Genomic DNA, 14,218 nt, shown 5'->3' on the forward strand with positions numbered 1-14,218 from the left:
GCGTTCAAAAGGGACCCCCGATCGGCGTCGAAGAGGGACCCCTTTTCGGATAATATGATGCTGGTTTGTTGAAGATGGCCTTGCGCTGCGTGCGGCGGAGGGCGGGCGTAGCCCGACCGGAGGCGCGCGCAGCGCAAGATAGATTTTGAAGGCGCCGAAGGTGGCTGTCAGCTGCGGTTTTTGAAGCGCCAGCTGTCGTTGCCCGTCTCGACGATATCGCAGTGGTGGGTGACGCGGTCGAGCAGCGCCGTGGTCATCTTGGGATCGCCGAACACGGTCGGCCATTCGCCGAAGGCGAGGTTCGTGGTGATGATGACGCTGGTCCGCTCATAAAGCTTGCTGATGAGGTGGAACAGCAACTGCCCTCCCGAGCGGGCGAACGGCAGATAACCGAGCTCGTCGAGCACGATCAGGTCGAGCCGCGACAGCTGCGCCGCCAGGGTCCCGCCTTTGCCGATCCGGGTCTCCTCTTCGAGGCGTGTCACCAGATCGACGGTGTTGAAGTAGCGGGCGCGAGCGCCCCTTCGCACGACATTGGCGGTGATCGCGATGGCGAGGTGGGTCTTGCCTGTCCCCGTGCCGCCGACCAGCACGATATTGCGGCGAGGCGGGAGGAAGGAGCCATCGTGAAGGGAGCGGATCATCTCCTCATTGATCGGTGTGCCCTCGAAGCTGAACCGCTCCAGGTCCTTCACCACGGGCAGCCTCGCAGCCGTCATCCGATAGCGGATGGAGGCTGCATCCCGGTGGGTCGCCTCAGCACGGAGCAGGTCGGTCAGTATCTCCATGGTGGTGCGCTTGCGCTGGAGGCCGGTGGTGACCGCCTCGTCGAACGCCGCCGCCATGCCCTTGAGTCCGAGGCCGCGCATCGTGTCGATCATATCATGCCGCTGCATCATAGCCTCGCAGCAGATCATAGCGGGCACAGTCGGCGAGCGGAGGATGCTGCAGCATCCGGTCTTCCGAAGTGACGATGCTGTGGGGTGTCGCCGGCTCGCGGCGCCGGGAGAGGATGTTGAGGATCAGCTCGTCGCTGGCCGTTCCGTTCGCCAACGCTTCGCGCACGGCAGCCTCTACCGGCTCCAGGCCATCGGTGAGCACCGCCGAGAGGACCCGCACGAACCTGCGATCGGCCTCGTCCCCGGTGCCGAGCCTTCGCCGTAATCGGTGCAGGGCGGGCGGCAGATCCCAGTCCTGGAACGGTGCGCCGTTACGCAGCGCGCCGGGCTTGTGCGCGAGGACCGGCAGATAATGCCAGGGATCGTATATCGTGCGGTTCCGACCGAAGTGGCGCTCTGATCTTCCTCCGGTTGTGCGGACACTAGGGTTAGCCCGTCATGCGTTGCTCGGCCTGTTCGGGGGTGAGATACCCGAGCGCCGAGTGCATGCGATGCCGATTATAATAGCCTTCGATATATCCGAACAGAGCCTGCCGGGCTTCGACGTGCGTTGCCCAGCGGCATTGATGGACCAGTTCGACCTTCAGCGTATGAAAGAAGCTCTCCATCGGCGCGTTGTCGTAACAGTTTCCGGTGCGGCTCATCGACGCGGTCGCGCCGATCGCGGTGAGTTGATCGACATAAGCCCCGGCGGCATATTGCGATCCGCGATCGGAGTGATGCACGAGTCCGCGTGCTGGTCGCTGCCGTTGGGCGGCCATCATCAACGCAGCGAGCGTCAGTTCGGTGCGCATGTGATCCCGCATCGCCCAGCCCACGATCTTGCGCGTCGCCAGATCGAGCACGGCCGCCAGATACAGCCAGCCTTCGCCGGTCGGGATATAGCTGATATCGGCCAGCCACACGCGGTTCGGCGCCGTTGCTTCGAAGCGCTGCGCTAGCAGGTTCGGCGCGATCGGCAGGTAATGGCGGCTGTCGGTCGTCGAGGGCCGAAAGCGGCGACCGGCAAGCGCACGAATGCCGTGACGGCGCATCAGCCGCTCGACACGACCGCGGCTGCAGCCGCGCCCTTCCGCGCGCAGCGCGGCATGCATCCGGGGACTGCCGTATCGCCCGGAATGCCGCGCCTGGATCCGGCGGATATCGGCGAGCAACACGGCGTTCTCCGTCATGCGCATACTCGGCGGTCGATCGCGCCAATCGTAATAGCCGCTGCGCGACACACCGAGCATGCGGCACATGACGCTGACCGGCCAGGGGCCAGCATGGGCGCGGATGAACTGGAACTTCACCGTGGCATCTCCGCGCAAATGCCGACCGCTTTTTTAGAATGTCGCGCTCCATGCGCGTGCGATCGAGCTCGCGGCGTAGCCTGGCAATCTCCGACGCCTGATCCGCCGGCGACGCCATCGACGATGATAGCGGCTTCGCCGCAGGCACTGTCCCCTTGATCTCCAGTGCCCGTTGCCAGCGCCTCAACATCGTCGGCATGATACCCAACTCACGCGCAACGTCGGCCTGCATCCGACCGCTCGTCTCCCATAGCGTCACCGCCTCGCGCTTGAACTCGTCCGTGAAATATCGCTTCCCAACCTTTGCCATCTTACACCTCCTGGCTCCAATGAGCCCTTCATCGGTGTCCGCGCAACCGGGGGAAGATCAGCTCATGCTCCCCGACGATCGCATCGCCGCAGCGTATGACGATGCGATCGGCATAGGAGCGCACCTGAACGGTCCGGCGTGCGGCCGTCGACATGACCGAGTAGCGGTTGCGATCGAAGCTGATGAGGCAGGTGCCGGTGACGGCATGCTCGCTCTCATGGAAGCCGTCGAACGGTGCCAGGATCGGCTGCAGGGCCGGTCGCTCCATATCCAGCGCCTCGGCGACGGTAATATCCCCGCGTTCGGGATGGGCATGATGCTCGGCCCAGCGCCGGCACTCGGCCTCCAGCCACCCGTTGAGCTCGGCCAGGCTGGCGAACCGGAGTCGCGGCTGGAAGAAGCGGCCTCGGATCGTCTGGACCTGCTGCTCGACCTGGCCCTTCTCCCATCCCGCCGCCGGCGAGCAGGCGGTCGGCTCGACCATGTAATGATCGGTCATGATCAGGAAGCGGCGGTTGAACACACGCTCCTTGCCGGTGAACACGGCCGTCACCGCCGTCTTCATATTATCGTAGATACCGCGTCGCGGCACACCGCCGAAGAACGCGAACGCCCGGGCATGGGCATCGAACAGCATCTCCTGGCCCTCGCGCGGATAGGCTCGGACATAGGGTGCGCGCGAGTCGCAGAGACGCATATGCGCCACCTTCACCCGCATCGGCTTGCCGGCGATCTCCACATCCTCGTGGCTCCAGTCGAACTGGTAGGCCTCACCCGGCTGGAAGGTCATCGGGATGAACGCCGGTGCGCCTTCGCCAGCATCCTTCCGCCGCGCAGCACGCCAGCGCGCCGCATAGCGGCGCACCGCATCATAGGATCCATCGAACCCCTCGCGCACCAGCAGGTCATGGATACGCGTCATCCGTAGCCGATCGCGGCGGCCGCGACCTTCGTTCTCCTCAAGCAGCGCATCGAGACGATCCTGATAAGGACCGATCCGCGGCAGCGGCTGGACTTTGCGCTGATAGTTGAACGCCGCCTCCGGCGACCGGATCGCTTTGCGGACGACCTTCCGCGACAAACGAAGGTCACGAGCGATCGCCTTGATCGCCTTACCCGCTGCATGCTCACGCCGAATCCGAACCACTGTCTCCACGATCAACATCCCGTTCTCGCCAACTGATCAAAACCAGTCGGCCGACTAAATCCCCGGGATGAAGGGGTCCTTTTTGCACGCCGATCACCCCACGAAGGGGGTGCCTATTGCACGCTGATCCTCACCGCTCAGCATCTCCGCGCTCACCGCCGAGCAGATCGAGAAGCGCGGTTTCGACGGCTTCACCGATTACGCCCGCAGCGTCCCCGGCCTGTCGTTCGTGGATCGCGGCTCGGGCCGCAACAAGATCACGCTGCGCGGCGTCTCCACCGGCGTCGACCAGAACCACCAGTCGCCGGTCGGCGTCTACATCGACGAGACCCCGGTCAGCTTCCCCAACAACGAGCCCGACCTCCGCCTCTACGACGTCGAGCGCATCGAGGTGCTGCGCGGCCCGCAGGGCACGCTCTACGGCGCGGGCTCGATGGGCGGCACGATCCGCATGATCACCGCGAAGCCGAAGCTCGACCGCATCGAGGCCTCGGTGAGCGGATCGCTCTCCACCACCCGCCACGGCGACGAGAGCGTTGCGCTCAATGGCATGATCAACGTGCCGCTCGCCGCCGACAAGGTGGCGATGCGCACCGTCTTCTACTACCGGAACGAGGGCGGCTTCGTCGACAACGCGCAGCTCGGCAGGAACGACGTCAACGACGCCGAGACGTGGGGCGCGCGCTTCGCGTTGAAGATGGCGCCGAGCGAGACGTTCGATGCGACCGCGAGCATCCTCCTCCAGCGCTCCGACTTCGGCGGCACGCAGGAGATCGACCCGACGCTCGCGGGCCTGACGCAGCGCCGCGCGGTGCCGGAACTGCGCAGCGACGACCTCACCGTCTACAGCCTCGTGCTCCACAACGATTTCGGCTGGGCGGACCTCATCTCCTCGACGAGCTATCTCGACCGCAAGATCAACGACAACCGCGACGTGACCGCCTTCCTCGGCGTGCCGGTGCCCGTGTGGCTGAACAACGTCGTGCCGGACAAAAACTTCGTGCAGGAAATCCGCCTCGCCTCGCCGAGCGGCGGCACGGTCGAGTGGATCGCGGGCCTCTATTATTCGCGGCGCAAGAACTCGCTCTACCAGCTCGCGTGGCACGGCGGCCTGTTCGGCATCCCGACGACGACGCCCCTCCTCGACAGCGACATCAACAACGTGACGAAGCAATACGCGGCGTTCGGCGAACTCACCGTCAACGTGAGCGAGGCGCTGAAGATCACCGGCGGCCTGCGCGCCTTCAAGGTGAAGGAGCGCTTCAGCAAGGTTTCGGACGGCATCATCGCGGGCGGCTATTCCGCGGATTCCGGAAATTCGAGCGAGAGCAAGATCAACCCGAAGATCAACATCTCGTACAAGGCGACGCCGGACATTCTCGTCTACGCGCAGGCCGCGCAGGGCTTCCGCGTCGGCGGCCCGAACACGACCGTTCCGCCGCTCGGCGGCGTGTCGGCGCCCGCGACGTTCGATTCGGATTCGCTGTGGAACTACGAGGTCGGCATCAAGTCCGGCTTCCTCGGCGGCAAGGGCACGTTCAACGCCTCCCTGTTCTACATCGACTGGACCGACATCCAGGTGACGGTGACGCGGCCGGACGGTTTCTCCTACGTGACGAACGGCGACAAGGCGAAGAGCAAGGGCGCGGAGGTGGAACTGACGCTGCGCCCGGTCGGCGGCCTCGAATTCGGCGCGACGCTCGCCTACACCGACGCCTATCTCGCCGCGGACAGCGCGAGCGGCGCGGGCCTGAAGGGCGACCGCATCCCGGCGGTGCCGAAGTGGAGCTACGACCTTTACGGCCGCTACGCCTTCCCGCTGTCGGACGCACTTTCCGGCTACCTGCAGGCGAACGTCCAGCACGTGGGCGGCAGCTACAACGGCTTCCCGAGCGACGTGCCCGCGCCCGACCTCCAGCACGGCTACGAGCTTGCGAACGCGAAGATCGGCGTCGAGACGAACGACCTCGACATCAGCCTGTTCGTGAACAACATCTTCGACAAGCGCGCCGAGCTTTTCGTCGACACGACGCTCGGCGACCAGCGCATCAACGTCAATCGCCCGCGCACGTTCGGCATCAGCGCGAGCAAGCGGTTCTGAACGTCTCTTTGATGACCCTTATTTCGCGGGCGCGACGGCGATTGCAGCCGCCGCGCCCAGTTTTTCGCGCGGCGGATTGGCGAGGAACACGGCGCGGTAGGTGAGCGTCGCCAGCGCCTCGGCAAGCTGGTCCAGCGAATCCACGCAGCCCGCGAGATCGGGATTCCGCTGCACGTAATATTCATGGACGACGCCGTCCGACATCGAGCCGAGGCAATAGGCCATGAGCAGGCTGGTCTTGCGGTCGAGCCGGTCGGGGCCGAGCGCCTCGGACAGCCGCCGCGCGAAGCTGTGCGTCCACTGGCGGTTGGAGGCTTTCCAGATCTCGCCGAACTCGGGGATTTCCTCGGAGGCCTGCAACATGCAGCGCATCAGCCCCGGCTGCTCCTCGAAATGGCCGATCAGGATCTTGTATTGCTCGCGCAGCGTTTCGAACAGGTCGTCGCTCGGGCTCACTTTACGCGCCTTCGCGGTCATCTCGGCCATGTAGTCGGACAGCACCTCGCTGGTGACGGCCTTGAGATCGGGGAAATAATGATAGAACAGCCCGACCGCGACGCCCGCCTCGCGCGTCACGTCGGCGATGCGCATCTGCCGGTAGCCGATGCGTCCCAGAACGCGGATCGTCGCCTCTTTCAGACGCGCCCGCGTTTCGACCGCCTGTTCCTTGCGCGTCAGCGCCTTGCGTGCCGGCGTTTTGCTGCGCCCTGTCATCACCGTCTCCCCGGATTGCCGACGATTTGCTAGTCAGGGTTGAACACGAGTTCAATGAATTTCATCGCGCACCTTGCATCGCCGGCGATTTCGATTGACAGGGCGGCAATGATGAATATGTGCTCATTGAATATTAATTCATCGAAACTTCAGGGTGGGGGTCCGGTGCCGATGCGCGTTCTGAAATGGCTCGCCTGCCTCGTCGCGCTCCTCGCGGCGCCCGCGTCCGCCGACACCCCGCAGCCGCTCGAGGCCTGGGCCGACGCGCTGTTCGAGCCCGCGCTGAAGACGCACCGCTTCTCGGGCGCGGAAATCGTCGTCGTGGAGAACGGCACCGTCGCGCTCGCCAAGGGCTACGGCCTCGCCGACCCCGCCACGGGCCGCGCGATGGACCCGGCGGCGACGGAAGTCCGCATCGGTTCCACCACCAAGGTGATCACCGCGACCGCCATCGCCCAGCTTCACGAAAAGGGCCTGATCCGCTCGCTGGACGACCCCGCGAACCGGTACCTGAAACGCGTGCGGCTTCCCGACTGGAAGGGCCGCCCGATCACCATCCGGCACCTGCTGACGCACCGCGCCGGTTTCGAGGACAAGGCGTTCGGGCTCGGCACGGACCGCGCCATCGCGCACCCGGTGAGCGCCGAGGTCATCGCCCGCGCGATGCCGAAGCTGGTGCGCGCGCCCGGCACGTGGTCCGTCTATTCGAACTTCGGCACCGCCGTGCTCGGCCTCATCGTCGAGGACGTTTCGGGCGAGCCGATCGACCGCTATTTCGAGGTGCATATCTTCCGGCCGCTCGGCATGGAGCGGTCGTACCTCAATTTCGATCTCTCCCCCTTCCCCGCGCACGCCCGGCCCTACGCGACGTTCCCGAACGGCGCGCAGCAGGCGATCGGCTACGTGCCGATGAACCCGTTCATCGCGCCCGCGGGCGGCGTCAGCACCACGGGGCTCGACATGGCGCGCTTCATGACCGCGCAGATCGAGGGCGCGCAGGGGAAAGCCTCGATCCTGTCGCCGGAGGGCTTCCGGCGGATGCAGACGCGGCACGTCGCCAACCACCCGGCGACGACCGGGTTCGGCATGGTGTTCATCGAGGGCGCGTGGAATGGCGCGCATGTCGTCGAGCACGGCGGCGGCTGGCCGGGCTTCCAGACGGTGATGCTGCTGATCCCCGAGCGCGGCGTCGGCGTGTTCGCCTCGATTGTCGGCGAGGCGCCGGTCGTCGATCTCACCGAGCAGCTTCGCTCGCTCGTCGGCAAGACGCGCCTCGCCGCGGACCCGGCGAACCCGGTCGAGCCGGTGCTGAATTCCTCCTACATCCGCGAGGCCGCGCTGACGCGCTTCCTCGGCGCCTACCGTTCGGCGGAAGCCCCGGTGACGCGCCCGGCGAGCGACTTCGCCGGAACCTATTGCCGCCAGCGCCGCTCCTACAGCACCGTGGAGGCGGCGTTCGATTTCCTCGGCGCGGGCTATGCCGTCATCAAGGCGGCGGCGGGCGCGGACGGCACGCTCACGATCCGGGGCGTGCCCGGCTACCGTCAGGTCGCGTCGGGCGTGTTCTTCAACCCCGCCGCCGCGCCCAAGGCGCTCGGCGATCCGAATGCCTCGGCGCTGTTCGCCTTCACCGCCGAGGGCGACCGCACGACCGGCATGGCGCCGCTGCTGTCGGTGGATGCGTGGGAACGGTGCAGCGACACGTGGAACCCGCTGACCGCGGGCATGATGCTGCCGGTGCTGCTGCTCGTGGCGCTGACCGGCACCCTCTGCCTGTTCTGGCCGGGAAGCCGCCGCGCCGAGCGCCTGTCCCGCTGGCTGCCGCTGCTTCAGGTCGGCACGCTGCTTGCGCTGCCGCTGGTGCTGCTCGGCTTCTACGCGGCGGACGACGGGATCATGTACCACGTGCTCGAAGCGCGGCCGGGGCGCTTCGTCGCCCTTGCCGTCGCGGGCAACCTCGCCGCGCTCGTCGCCGTTCTCACGATCGCCGCCGCCATCGCGGCGTGGCTGCGCGGCTGGTGGGGCGACACGCGCCGGGCGATCTTCCGCCGCGTGCATTTCAGCCTCATCGCCGTCGCGGCAGCAGGCATCCTCGCCTTCCTGATTTCCCTGAACCTCGTCGGCTGGAACCTGCCGTGAACACGATGCAGCGCACATCCGCCTACGTCCCCATGCCGGACGGTATTCGCCTTGCCGTCGACGTGTGGCGCGATGCCAGCCTCGCCGAAAATCACGCCCAGCCGGTGCTGCTGCTCTCCACGCGCTACTGGCGCGCCTTCGATCTCGCGGAAGGCGACGAGACGCTGCAACCGCTCCACGCGCTCGCGCGCCATGCCGCGTCGCGCGGCGTCACGGTCGTCAACGTCGACAGCCGGGGCTCGGGCGCATCGTTCGGAACGCGCCGCACCGAGTGGTCGGACGAGGAGCGCGACGATTTCGGGCCGGTGATGGACTGGATCGCAGCGCAGCCGTGGTCGAGCGGCAGGATCGCCACGTTCGGCTATTCCTACGGCGGCAACACCGCCTTCCTCGCGGCGACGAAGGGACATCCGGCGCTCGCCGCGATCCTGCCGCAGTTCGCGGATTTCGATCTCTACCGCCACAACCTGCTGCCCGGCGGCATTCCCAACCTGTGGCTGGGCGACAACTGGGCGCGCGTCACCGCCGCGCAGGACAGCGCCGACGTGAAGGCGCTCGCCGAGGCGATGCCGGGCATCGACAAGGCATCGTTCCTGCGCCACGTGCGCGGCCCTGCGCCGGTGGGCGGCGTACCGCTGGCGGACGCGGTCCGCGAACACGCCGACAATTTCAACATCGCCGCCACCGTCCGCAGCATCGTCTGCATGGACGACGCCGCGCGGCTGAACGCGGGCCGCCGCATCGACGCCGTGCTCGACCCGGACCGCTACAGCATCCGCAGCCACAAGGCCGCCATCGAGGACTCCGGCACGCCCATCGCCTATTGGGCGGGCTGGTTCGACGCGGGCACGGCCGAAGGCGCGATCGAACTGTTCCGCAGCTTCTCAAATCCCATGCGCGTCATCATCGGCCCGTGGAGCCACGGCCGCCGCTGGGTGCAGGACCCGTTCGCGATCGACGTGGAACCCGCGCCGATCCCGCTCGAGGAGAATTTCGACGACATCCTCGATTTCGCGGACGCGCCGCCGGAGGGAAAGCGGCTCGACTATTACGTGCTCGGCAGCAACGTCTGGCGCAGCACGGACGTCTGGCCGCCTGCGGGCATCGCGCCGCTGCGCTATCATTTCGCGGACGGCGGCCTTGTCCGGGATGCCCTCCCCTCCGCGCCCGCCGAATGGGCGCCGGACCCCGCCGCCTGCACCGGCACGCGCAACCGCTGGTGGACGCAGATCAACTGTATGCCCGTCGATCACGACGACCGCAGCGCGGCGGACGCGCGCCTGCTCGTCCACGACAGCGCGCCGCTCGCCGAGGCGCTGGAGATCGTCGGCGCACCCGTCCTGCATCTGGCGCTCGCCTGCGACAGCACGGACGCGGCGCTCCATGCCTATCTCGAAATGATCGCGCCGGACGGGCGCGTCTCGCTGCTCACCGAAGGCCGGCTTCGCTTGCTCCATCGCCGCACGCTGCCGCCGGGCGCGTCGCCGTTCGAGCTCGAGCCCGCGCGCAGCTACACCCGCGCCGACACCGCGCCGGTGACGCCGGGCGAGATCATGGCGATCGACATCCGCCTGCTGCCGATCGCGATCCGCATCCCGGCGGGCTTCCGCCTGCGCGTCGGCCTCGCGGGCGCGGACGCCGATACGTTCGGCGCGGTGGGAAATCCGGCGCCGACCTTCACCCTTCATCGCGGAGATGCCGCCGGGTCGTGGATCGACCTGCCGGTGATCGCCGCCTGACTCATCAACGAAACGGGGCAATTGCAGGAATGAGCATGAAAGACAGGATCGGGGAAACGCTGGGCACGTCGCGCTGGTTCGACGTCGAGCAATCGCTGATCTCGCAGTTCTCGGCCTCGACGCTCGACGACGATCCGATGCACCTCGATGTCGAATGGGCGAAGGCGAACACGCCGTTCGGCGGCACGGTGGCGGCGGGGTTCTGGACCACCTCGATGCTCATCACCATGTCGCACGACATCGGCTTCATCGACGCGTTCGGGCGCGAGGCGGAACCGTATTATGCGCTCAACTACGGCTTCAACCACATGCGGCTGATCACGCCGGTGCCGGTGGGAAGGCGCATTCGCGGCCACATGCGCCTGCGCGATTTCCAGGATCGCGGCGAGGGCAAGTTCCTGTTCGTGATCGACGTCGAAGTGGAGATCGAGGGCGAGGCGAAACCCGCGCTCGTCGCCGAATGGCTGGCGATGGTCGTCCGGCACGGATGAGGCGCCGCGACGTCCTTGCAGCGGGCGCGCTCGCGTGGCTTGCCGGTTGCGGACGCGCAGGCAGCCAATCGCCGACGCTGGTGATCGGCAAGCCCGGCGACATCAGCACGATGGACCCGGCGATCACCACCATGTCGGGCGATTTCGCGCCGATCGGGCTCGCCTACGAAAAGCTCGTGCGCTTCGTGATGAAGGACGGCGCGCCGACCGGCGACGTGGAAGGCGAACTCGCGCGGGCGTGGACGCTCGATGCCGACGGGCGAAGCTGGGTGTTCGACCTTTCGCCCGGACACCGTTTCGACGACGGCAGCGAGGTGACGGCGGACGCCGTGCGCTTCTCGTTCGAACGCTGCCTGAAGATCGGGCGCGGCGTCGCGCAGGCGCTCGGCGGGCTCGAAGCGGTGGAGGTGCAAGGCCCCCACCGCGTGCGCTTCCGCATGGCGGCAGCGATGCCGATCTTCCCGCTGATCCTCGCGCTCGCGCCGATGGTCGTCATCAACCCGCGCGTGATGCGTTTCGAGACGAACGGCGATCTCGCGCGTGCGTGGCTTTCCGAACACACGGCGGGCAGCGGCCCCTATCACGTCACCGGCTGGCTGCGCGGCCAGCGCGTGACGCTGAAGGCCAACCCGTTCGCGGCTGTGAAGCCGCGCCATTTCGAGCGCGTCGCCATCAAGGTGGTGAAGGACGAATCGGCCTATCGCACGCAGCTTCGCAAGGGCGACATCGACATCTACGAATCGGTGACGCCGGACGCCGTGGAACCGCTCGCCGCGATGGAGGGCGTGCGCGTGATCTCGCAGCCGATGCCGCTCGTCATCGCGCTCGTCCCCAACAACCGGAGGAAGCCGCTCAGCGACGTGCGCGTGCGCCGCGCGCTGGCGCACGCGGTCGACGCGGCGGGGATCGCGCGCACCATCGTGCGCGGGCGCGCCTCCATGATCCACGGCGTCCTGCCGGCCGGCGTGCCGGGACAGGACGCGTCGATCCCGCTCATCGCCTACGACCCGGCGGAAGCGCGCCGCCTGCTGGACGAAGCGGGCATCGCGCCCGGCCTCGCACTCACCCTGTCCTACGCGCAGACCTCCGCCGCGAGCGACACGGTCGCGCTCGCCATCCAGAGCCAGCTTGCGAAGGTCGGCATCGACCTCCGGCTCGAAGTGCTCGCGCCCTCGGCGATGAGCAAGGTGCGCAGCGGCGACTTCGACCTTTCGATCAGCACCTGGTACGCCGATTTCCCCGACCCGTGGCCGATCATGAAGTTCGCCTACAATTCCGCGAACATCGGTGAGGGGCTCAATCTCTCGCGCTATTCCAATCCCGCCGTCGACAGGCTGCTGAACACAGCGGAAGCGACGATGGATCAGGCAGAACGCATCCGGCTCTATCGCGAGGCGCAGCGCATCATCGTTTCCGACCAGCCGATGATCGACCTGTTCTCGCTGCACGGCATCATCGCCTGCCGCGCCGACATCGAAGGCTTCGACTACAGCTTCTGGCAGCCCGGCATCTACAACGCCGCCGCCATGTCGCGCCGCGCGGAAAGCGCCGCGGCATGACGATCGCGAAACGCCTCGCTGGTCTCGTCGCAGTGATCTTCGGCGTCACCGTCATCACCTTCGCGATTTCGCACATGATTCCGGGCGATCCCGCGCAGATGCTCGCCGGGCCGCGCGCGACGCCGGAAGCCGTGGCGAAGATCCGCGCCGACCTCGGCCTCGACCGGCCGCTTCTCACGCAATACACGCGCTATCTCGGCGATCTCCTGAGCGGCGATCTCGGCACCTCGATCGTCACCGGCAGACCGGTCGCCACCGATCTCGCGCAGGTGTTTCCCGCCACCATCGAACTCATCGTCGCCGCGCTCGCCGTTTCGATCACGGCGGGCATCCTCGTCGGCACGCTCGCCGCCGTCTATCGCGGCTCGCCGCTCGACGTCGCCGCGCGCCTCATGGCCTCGGCCTCGATCTCGATCCCGGCGTTCTGGCTGGCGCTCATGCTGCTGCTGCTGTTCTACGGCGTGCTCGGCTGGCTGCCGGGCGACGGGCGCATCGGCGTCGCCTTCGACCCGCCGCCGCACGTCACCGGGTTCTACACGCTCGACGCGCTGTTCGCGGGAAACCTCGCGCTGCTGGCGGACGCGCTCGCGCACCTCGCGCTTCCGGCGCTGACGCTGGCGTTCGCCTCGGTGGGCGGCATCATCCGCGTGGTGCGCTCCTCGATGATCGAGGTGCTGAACGAGGACTATATCCGCACGGCCGTCGCGAGCGGCCTGCCGCGCCGCACGATCATCTTCAACCATGCGCTGAGGAACGCGCTGATCCCGGTCGTCACCATGCTGGGGCTGGAGGCGGCGGCGCTGCTGTTCGGCTCGGTCGTCGTCGAGACCGTGTTCGTCTGGCCGGGCGCGGGCTCCTATGTGCTCGGCGCGATCTTCGCGCTCGATTTCCCCGTCATCATGGGATTCACCGTGATCGCCTCCGTCGCCTACGTGCTCATCAACACGGGCGTCGATCTCCTTTACCGCGTGCTCAACCCCGCGATCCGGGAGATCGGCTGATGCGCCGCCCGCCCTCGCTCGTGATCGGCGGCGCGCTCGTCGCGCTCATCATGCTGGCCGCGCTGCTCGCGCCGTGGCTGGTGCCGGACCCGAACGCCATCGCGCTCGATCAGCGGCTGCTGCCGCCCTCGGCGCTCCACTGGGCGGGAACAGATGAAGTCGGCCGCGACCTCTTCGCGCGTATCCTCTGGGGCCTGCGCGCGTCGCTCGCGGCGGCGATCGCCATCGTCGTCATGGCGAGCGTCGCGGGCACCCTCATCGGCAGCCTGTCCGGCTTCGTCGGCGGCCTCGTCGACACGGCGCTGATGCGCCTGATGGACATGGCGATGGCGCTTCCCGGCCTCGTCGTCGCGATGGCGCTCACCGCCGCGCTCGGCGCCAGCCTGCCGAACGCCGTGCTGGCGCTCGGCCTGCTCGGCATCCCCTATTACGCGCGCGTCTCGCGCGCCGAGGCGCTGGCGCTGGCGAACCGGGATTTCGTGCGTGCATCGGCGGTGATGGGCGCGGGCCTCTGGCGGCAGCTTCGCGTCAACATCATCCCCAATCTCGCCGCGCAGGTGCTGGTGGTGATGACGCTGCACATCGGCGCCGCGATCCTCGCCGTCGCCGCGCTCAGCTTCATCGGCCTCGGCGCGCAGCCGCCCGCCTCGGAGCTCGGGATGCTCGTCGGCACGGGCCGCCGCTACATCCTCGAACAATGGTGGTATTCGCTGTTTCCGGGCCTCGTCATCGTCGTCACGGTGCTGGCGTTCAACCTCCTCGGCGACGGGCTTCGCGACCGTATCGACCCCCGCGCCGGCAAGCGGTCGCTGGTGGGATGACGCGG

At 67.5% G+C, this 14,218-nt stretch carries 10 protein-coding genes and 2 pseudogenes; 7 read left to right on the forward strand and 5 right to left on the reverse strand.

Annotated elements, in window-relative coordinates; all coding sequences use genetic code 11:
• Positions 1-167: 167 nt before the first annotated feature.
• The 4 genes and pseudogenes from istB to istA form a co-directional block, all read right to left on the reverse strand.
• Positions 168-896 carry an IS21-like element helper ATPase IstB gene (istB, locus tag PE061_RS00005; RefSeq protein ID WP_031304487.1) on the reverse strand — a complete coding sequence of 243 codons (729 nt, stop codon included), beginning with the start codon at positions 894-896 and terminating at the stop codon, positions 168-170.
• Positions 883-1,296: pseudogene (locus tag PE061_RS00010) on the reverse strand (IS21 family transposase); the annotation flags it as partial. The gene istB and the pseudogene PE061_RS00010, both read right to left, overlap by 14 nt.
• A gap of 31 nt (positions 1,297-1,327) precedes the next feature.
• Positions 1,328-2,501, reverse strand: a protein-coding gene (locus PE061_RS00015; RefSeq protein ID WP_420794306.1) for an IS3 family transposase whose coding sequence is annotated in 2 segments (ribosomal slippage) — positions 1,328-2,219 and positions 2,218-2,501 — 1,176 coding nt in all. Because the reading frame shifts where the segments join, the coding sequence is not laid out codon by codon here.
• A gap of 46 nt (positions 2,502-2,547) precedes the next feature.
• A pseudogene (gene istA / locus PE061_RS00020) lies at positions 2,548-3,666 on the reverse strand (IS21 family transposase); the annotation flags it as partial.
• Between the two features lie 124 nt (positions 3,667-3,790).
• On the opposite strand from istA, the gene PE061_RS00025 reads away from it, so the two are divergent.
• Positions 3,791-5,749 (forward strand): TonB-dependent receptor, encoded by a 1,959-nt coding sequence (locus PE061_RS00025; RefSeq protein WP_271259265.1) that lies wholly within the window; start codon positions 3,791-3,793, stop codon positions 5,747-5,749.
• 18 nt (positions 5,750-5,767) lie between these two features.
• On the opposite strand, the gene PE061_RS00030 is transcribed toward PE061_RS00025, so the two are convergent.
• Positions 5,768-6,463 carry a TetR/AcrR family transcriptional regulator gene (locus tag PE061_RS00030; protein WP_271257207.1) on the reverse strand — a complete coding sequence of 232 codons (696 nt, stop codon included), beginning with the start codon at positions 6,461-6,463 and terminating at the stop codon, positions 5,768-5,770.
• 171 nt (positions 6,464-6,634) lie between these two features.
• Between PE061_RS00030 and PE061_RS00035 the strand changes: the two genes are divergently transcribed.
• The 6 genes from PE061_RS00035 to PE061_RS00060 are packed head-to-tail and all read left to right on the forward strand — an operon-like array spanning position 6,635 to position 14,213.
• Positions 6,635-8,602, forward strand: a complete 1,968-nt coding sequence (locus PE061_RS00035) for a serine hydrolase domain-containing protein (RefSeq protein WP_271257208.1) — start codon at positions 6,635-6,637, stop codon at positions 8,600-8,602.
• Positions 8,603-8,607: 5 nt separating this feature from the next.
• A complete protein-coding gene (locus PE061_RS00040; protein ID WP_271259266.1) occupies positions 8,608-10,341 on the forward strand; it encodes a CocE/NonD family hydrolase in 1,734 nt (577 codons plus the stop codon).
• A 35-nt stretch (positions 10,342-10,376) separates the two neighbouring features.
• Positions 10,377-10,832 (forward strand): MaoC family dehydratase, encoded by a 456-nt coding sequence (locus tag PE061_RS00045; protein WP_271257209.1) that lies wholly within the window; start codon positions 10,377-10,379, stop codon positions 10,830-10,832.
• Positions 10,829-12,391, forward strand: coding sequence for an ABC transporter substrate-binding protein (locus tag PE061_RS00050; protein WP_271257210.1), 1,563 nt, complete (start codon positions 10,829-10,831; stop codon positions 12,389-12,391). Before PE061_RS00045 ends, PE061_RS00050 begins: the two co-directional genes overlap by 4 nt.
• Positions 12,388-13,392 (forward strand): ABC transporter permease, encoded by a 1,005-nt coding sequence (locus PE061_RS00055; protein WP_271257211.1) that lies wholly within the window; start codon positions 12,388-12,390, stop codon positions 13,390-13,392. The genes PE061_RS00050 and PE061_RS00055 overlap by 4 nt, the downstream gene beginning before the upstream one ends.
• Positions 13,392-14,213 (forward strand): ABC transporter permease, encoded by an 822-nt coding sequence (locus PE061_RS00060; protein ID WP_271257212.1) that lies wholly within the window; start codon positions 13,392-13,394, stop codon positions 14,211-14,213. Before PE061_RS00055 ends, PE061_RS00060 begins: the two co-directional genes overlap by 1 nt.
• The last annotated feature ends 5 nt before the right edge of the window (positions 14,214-14,218 follow it).

The sequence above is a fragment of the Sphingosinicella microcystinivorans genome (genome assembly GCF_027941835.1).
Taxonomy (GTDB): Bacteria; Pseudomonadota; Alphaproteobacteria; order Sphingomonadales; family Sphingomonadaceae; genus Sphingosinicella.

Bases quoted from the DNA above. Each gene is read 5' to 3' on its own strand.
- istB (WP_031304487.1), bottom strand. From the start codon at position 896: ATGCAGCGGCATGATATGATCGACACGATGCGCGGCCTCGGACTCAAG.
- PE061_RS00030 (WP_271257207.1), bottom strand. From the start codon at position 6,463: ATGACAGGGCGCAGCAAAACGCCGGCACGCAAGGCGCTGACGCGCAAG.
- PE061_RS00035 (WP_271257208.1), top strand. From the start codon at position 6,635: ATGCGCGTTCTGAAATGGCTCGCCTGCCTCGTCGCGCTCCTCGCGGCG.
- PE061_RS00040 (WP_271259266.1), top strand. From the start codon at position 8,608: ATGCAGCGCACATCCGCCTACGTCCCCATGCCGGACGGTATTCGCCTT.
- PE061_RS00045 (WP_271257209.1), top strand. From the start codon at position 10,377: ATGAAAGACAGGATCGGGGAAACGCTGGGCACGTCGCGCTGGTTCGAC.
- PE061_RS00050 (WP_271257210.1), top strand. From the start codon at position 10,829: ATGAGGCGCCGCGACGTCCTTGCAGCGGGCGCGCTCGCGTGGCTTGCC.
- PE061_RS00055 (WP_271257211.1), top strand. From the start codon at position 12,388: ATGACGATCGCGAAACGCCTCGCTGGTCTCGTCGCAGTGATCTTCGGC.
- PE061_RS00060 (WP_271257212.1), top strand. From the start codon at position 13,392: ATGCGCCGCCCGCCCTCGCTCGTGATCGGCGGCGCGCTCGTCGCGCTC.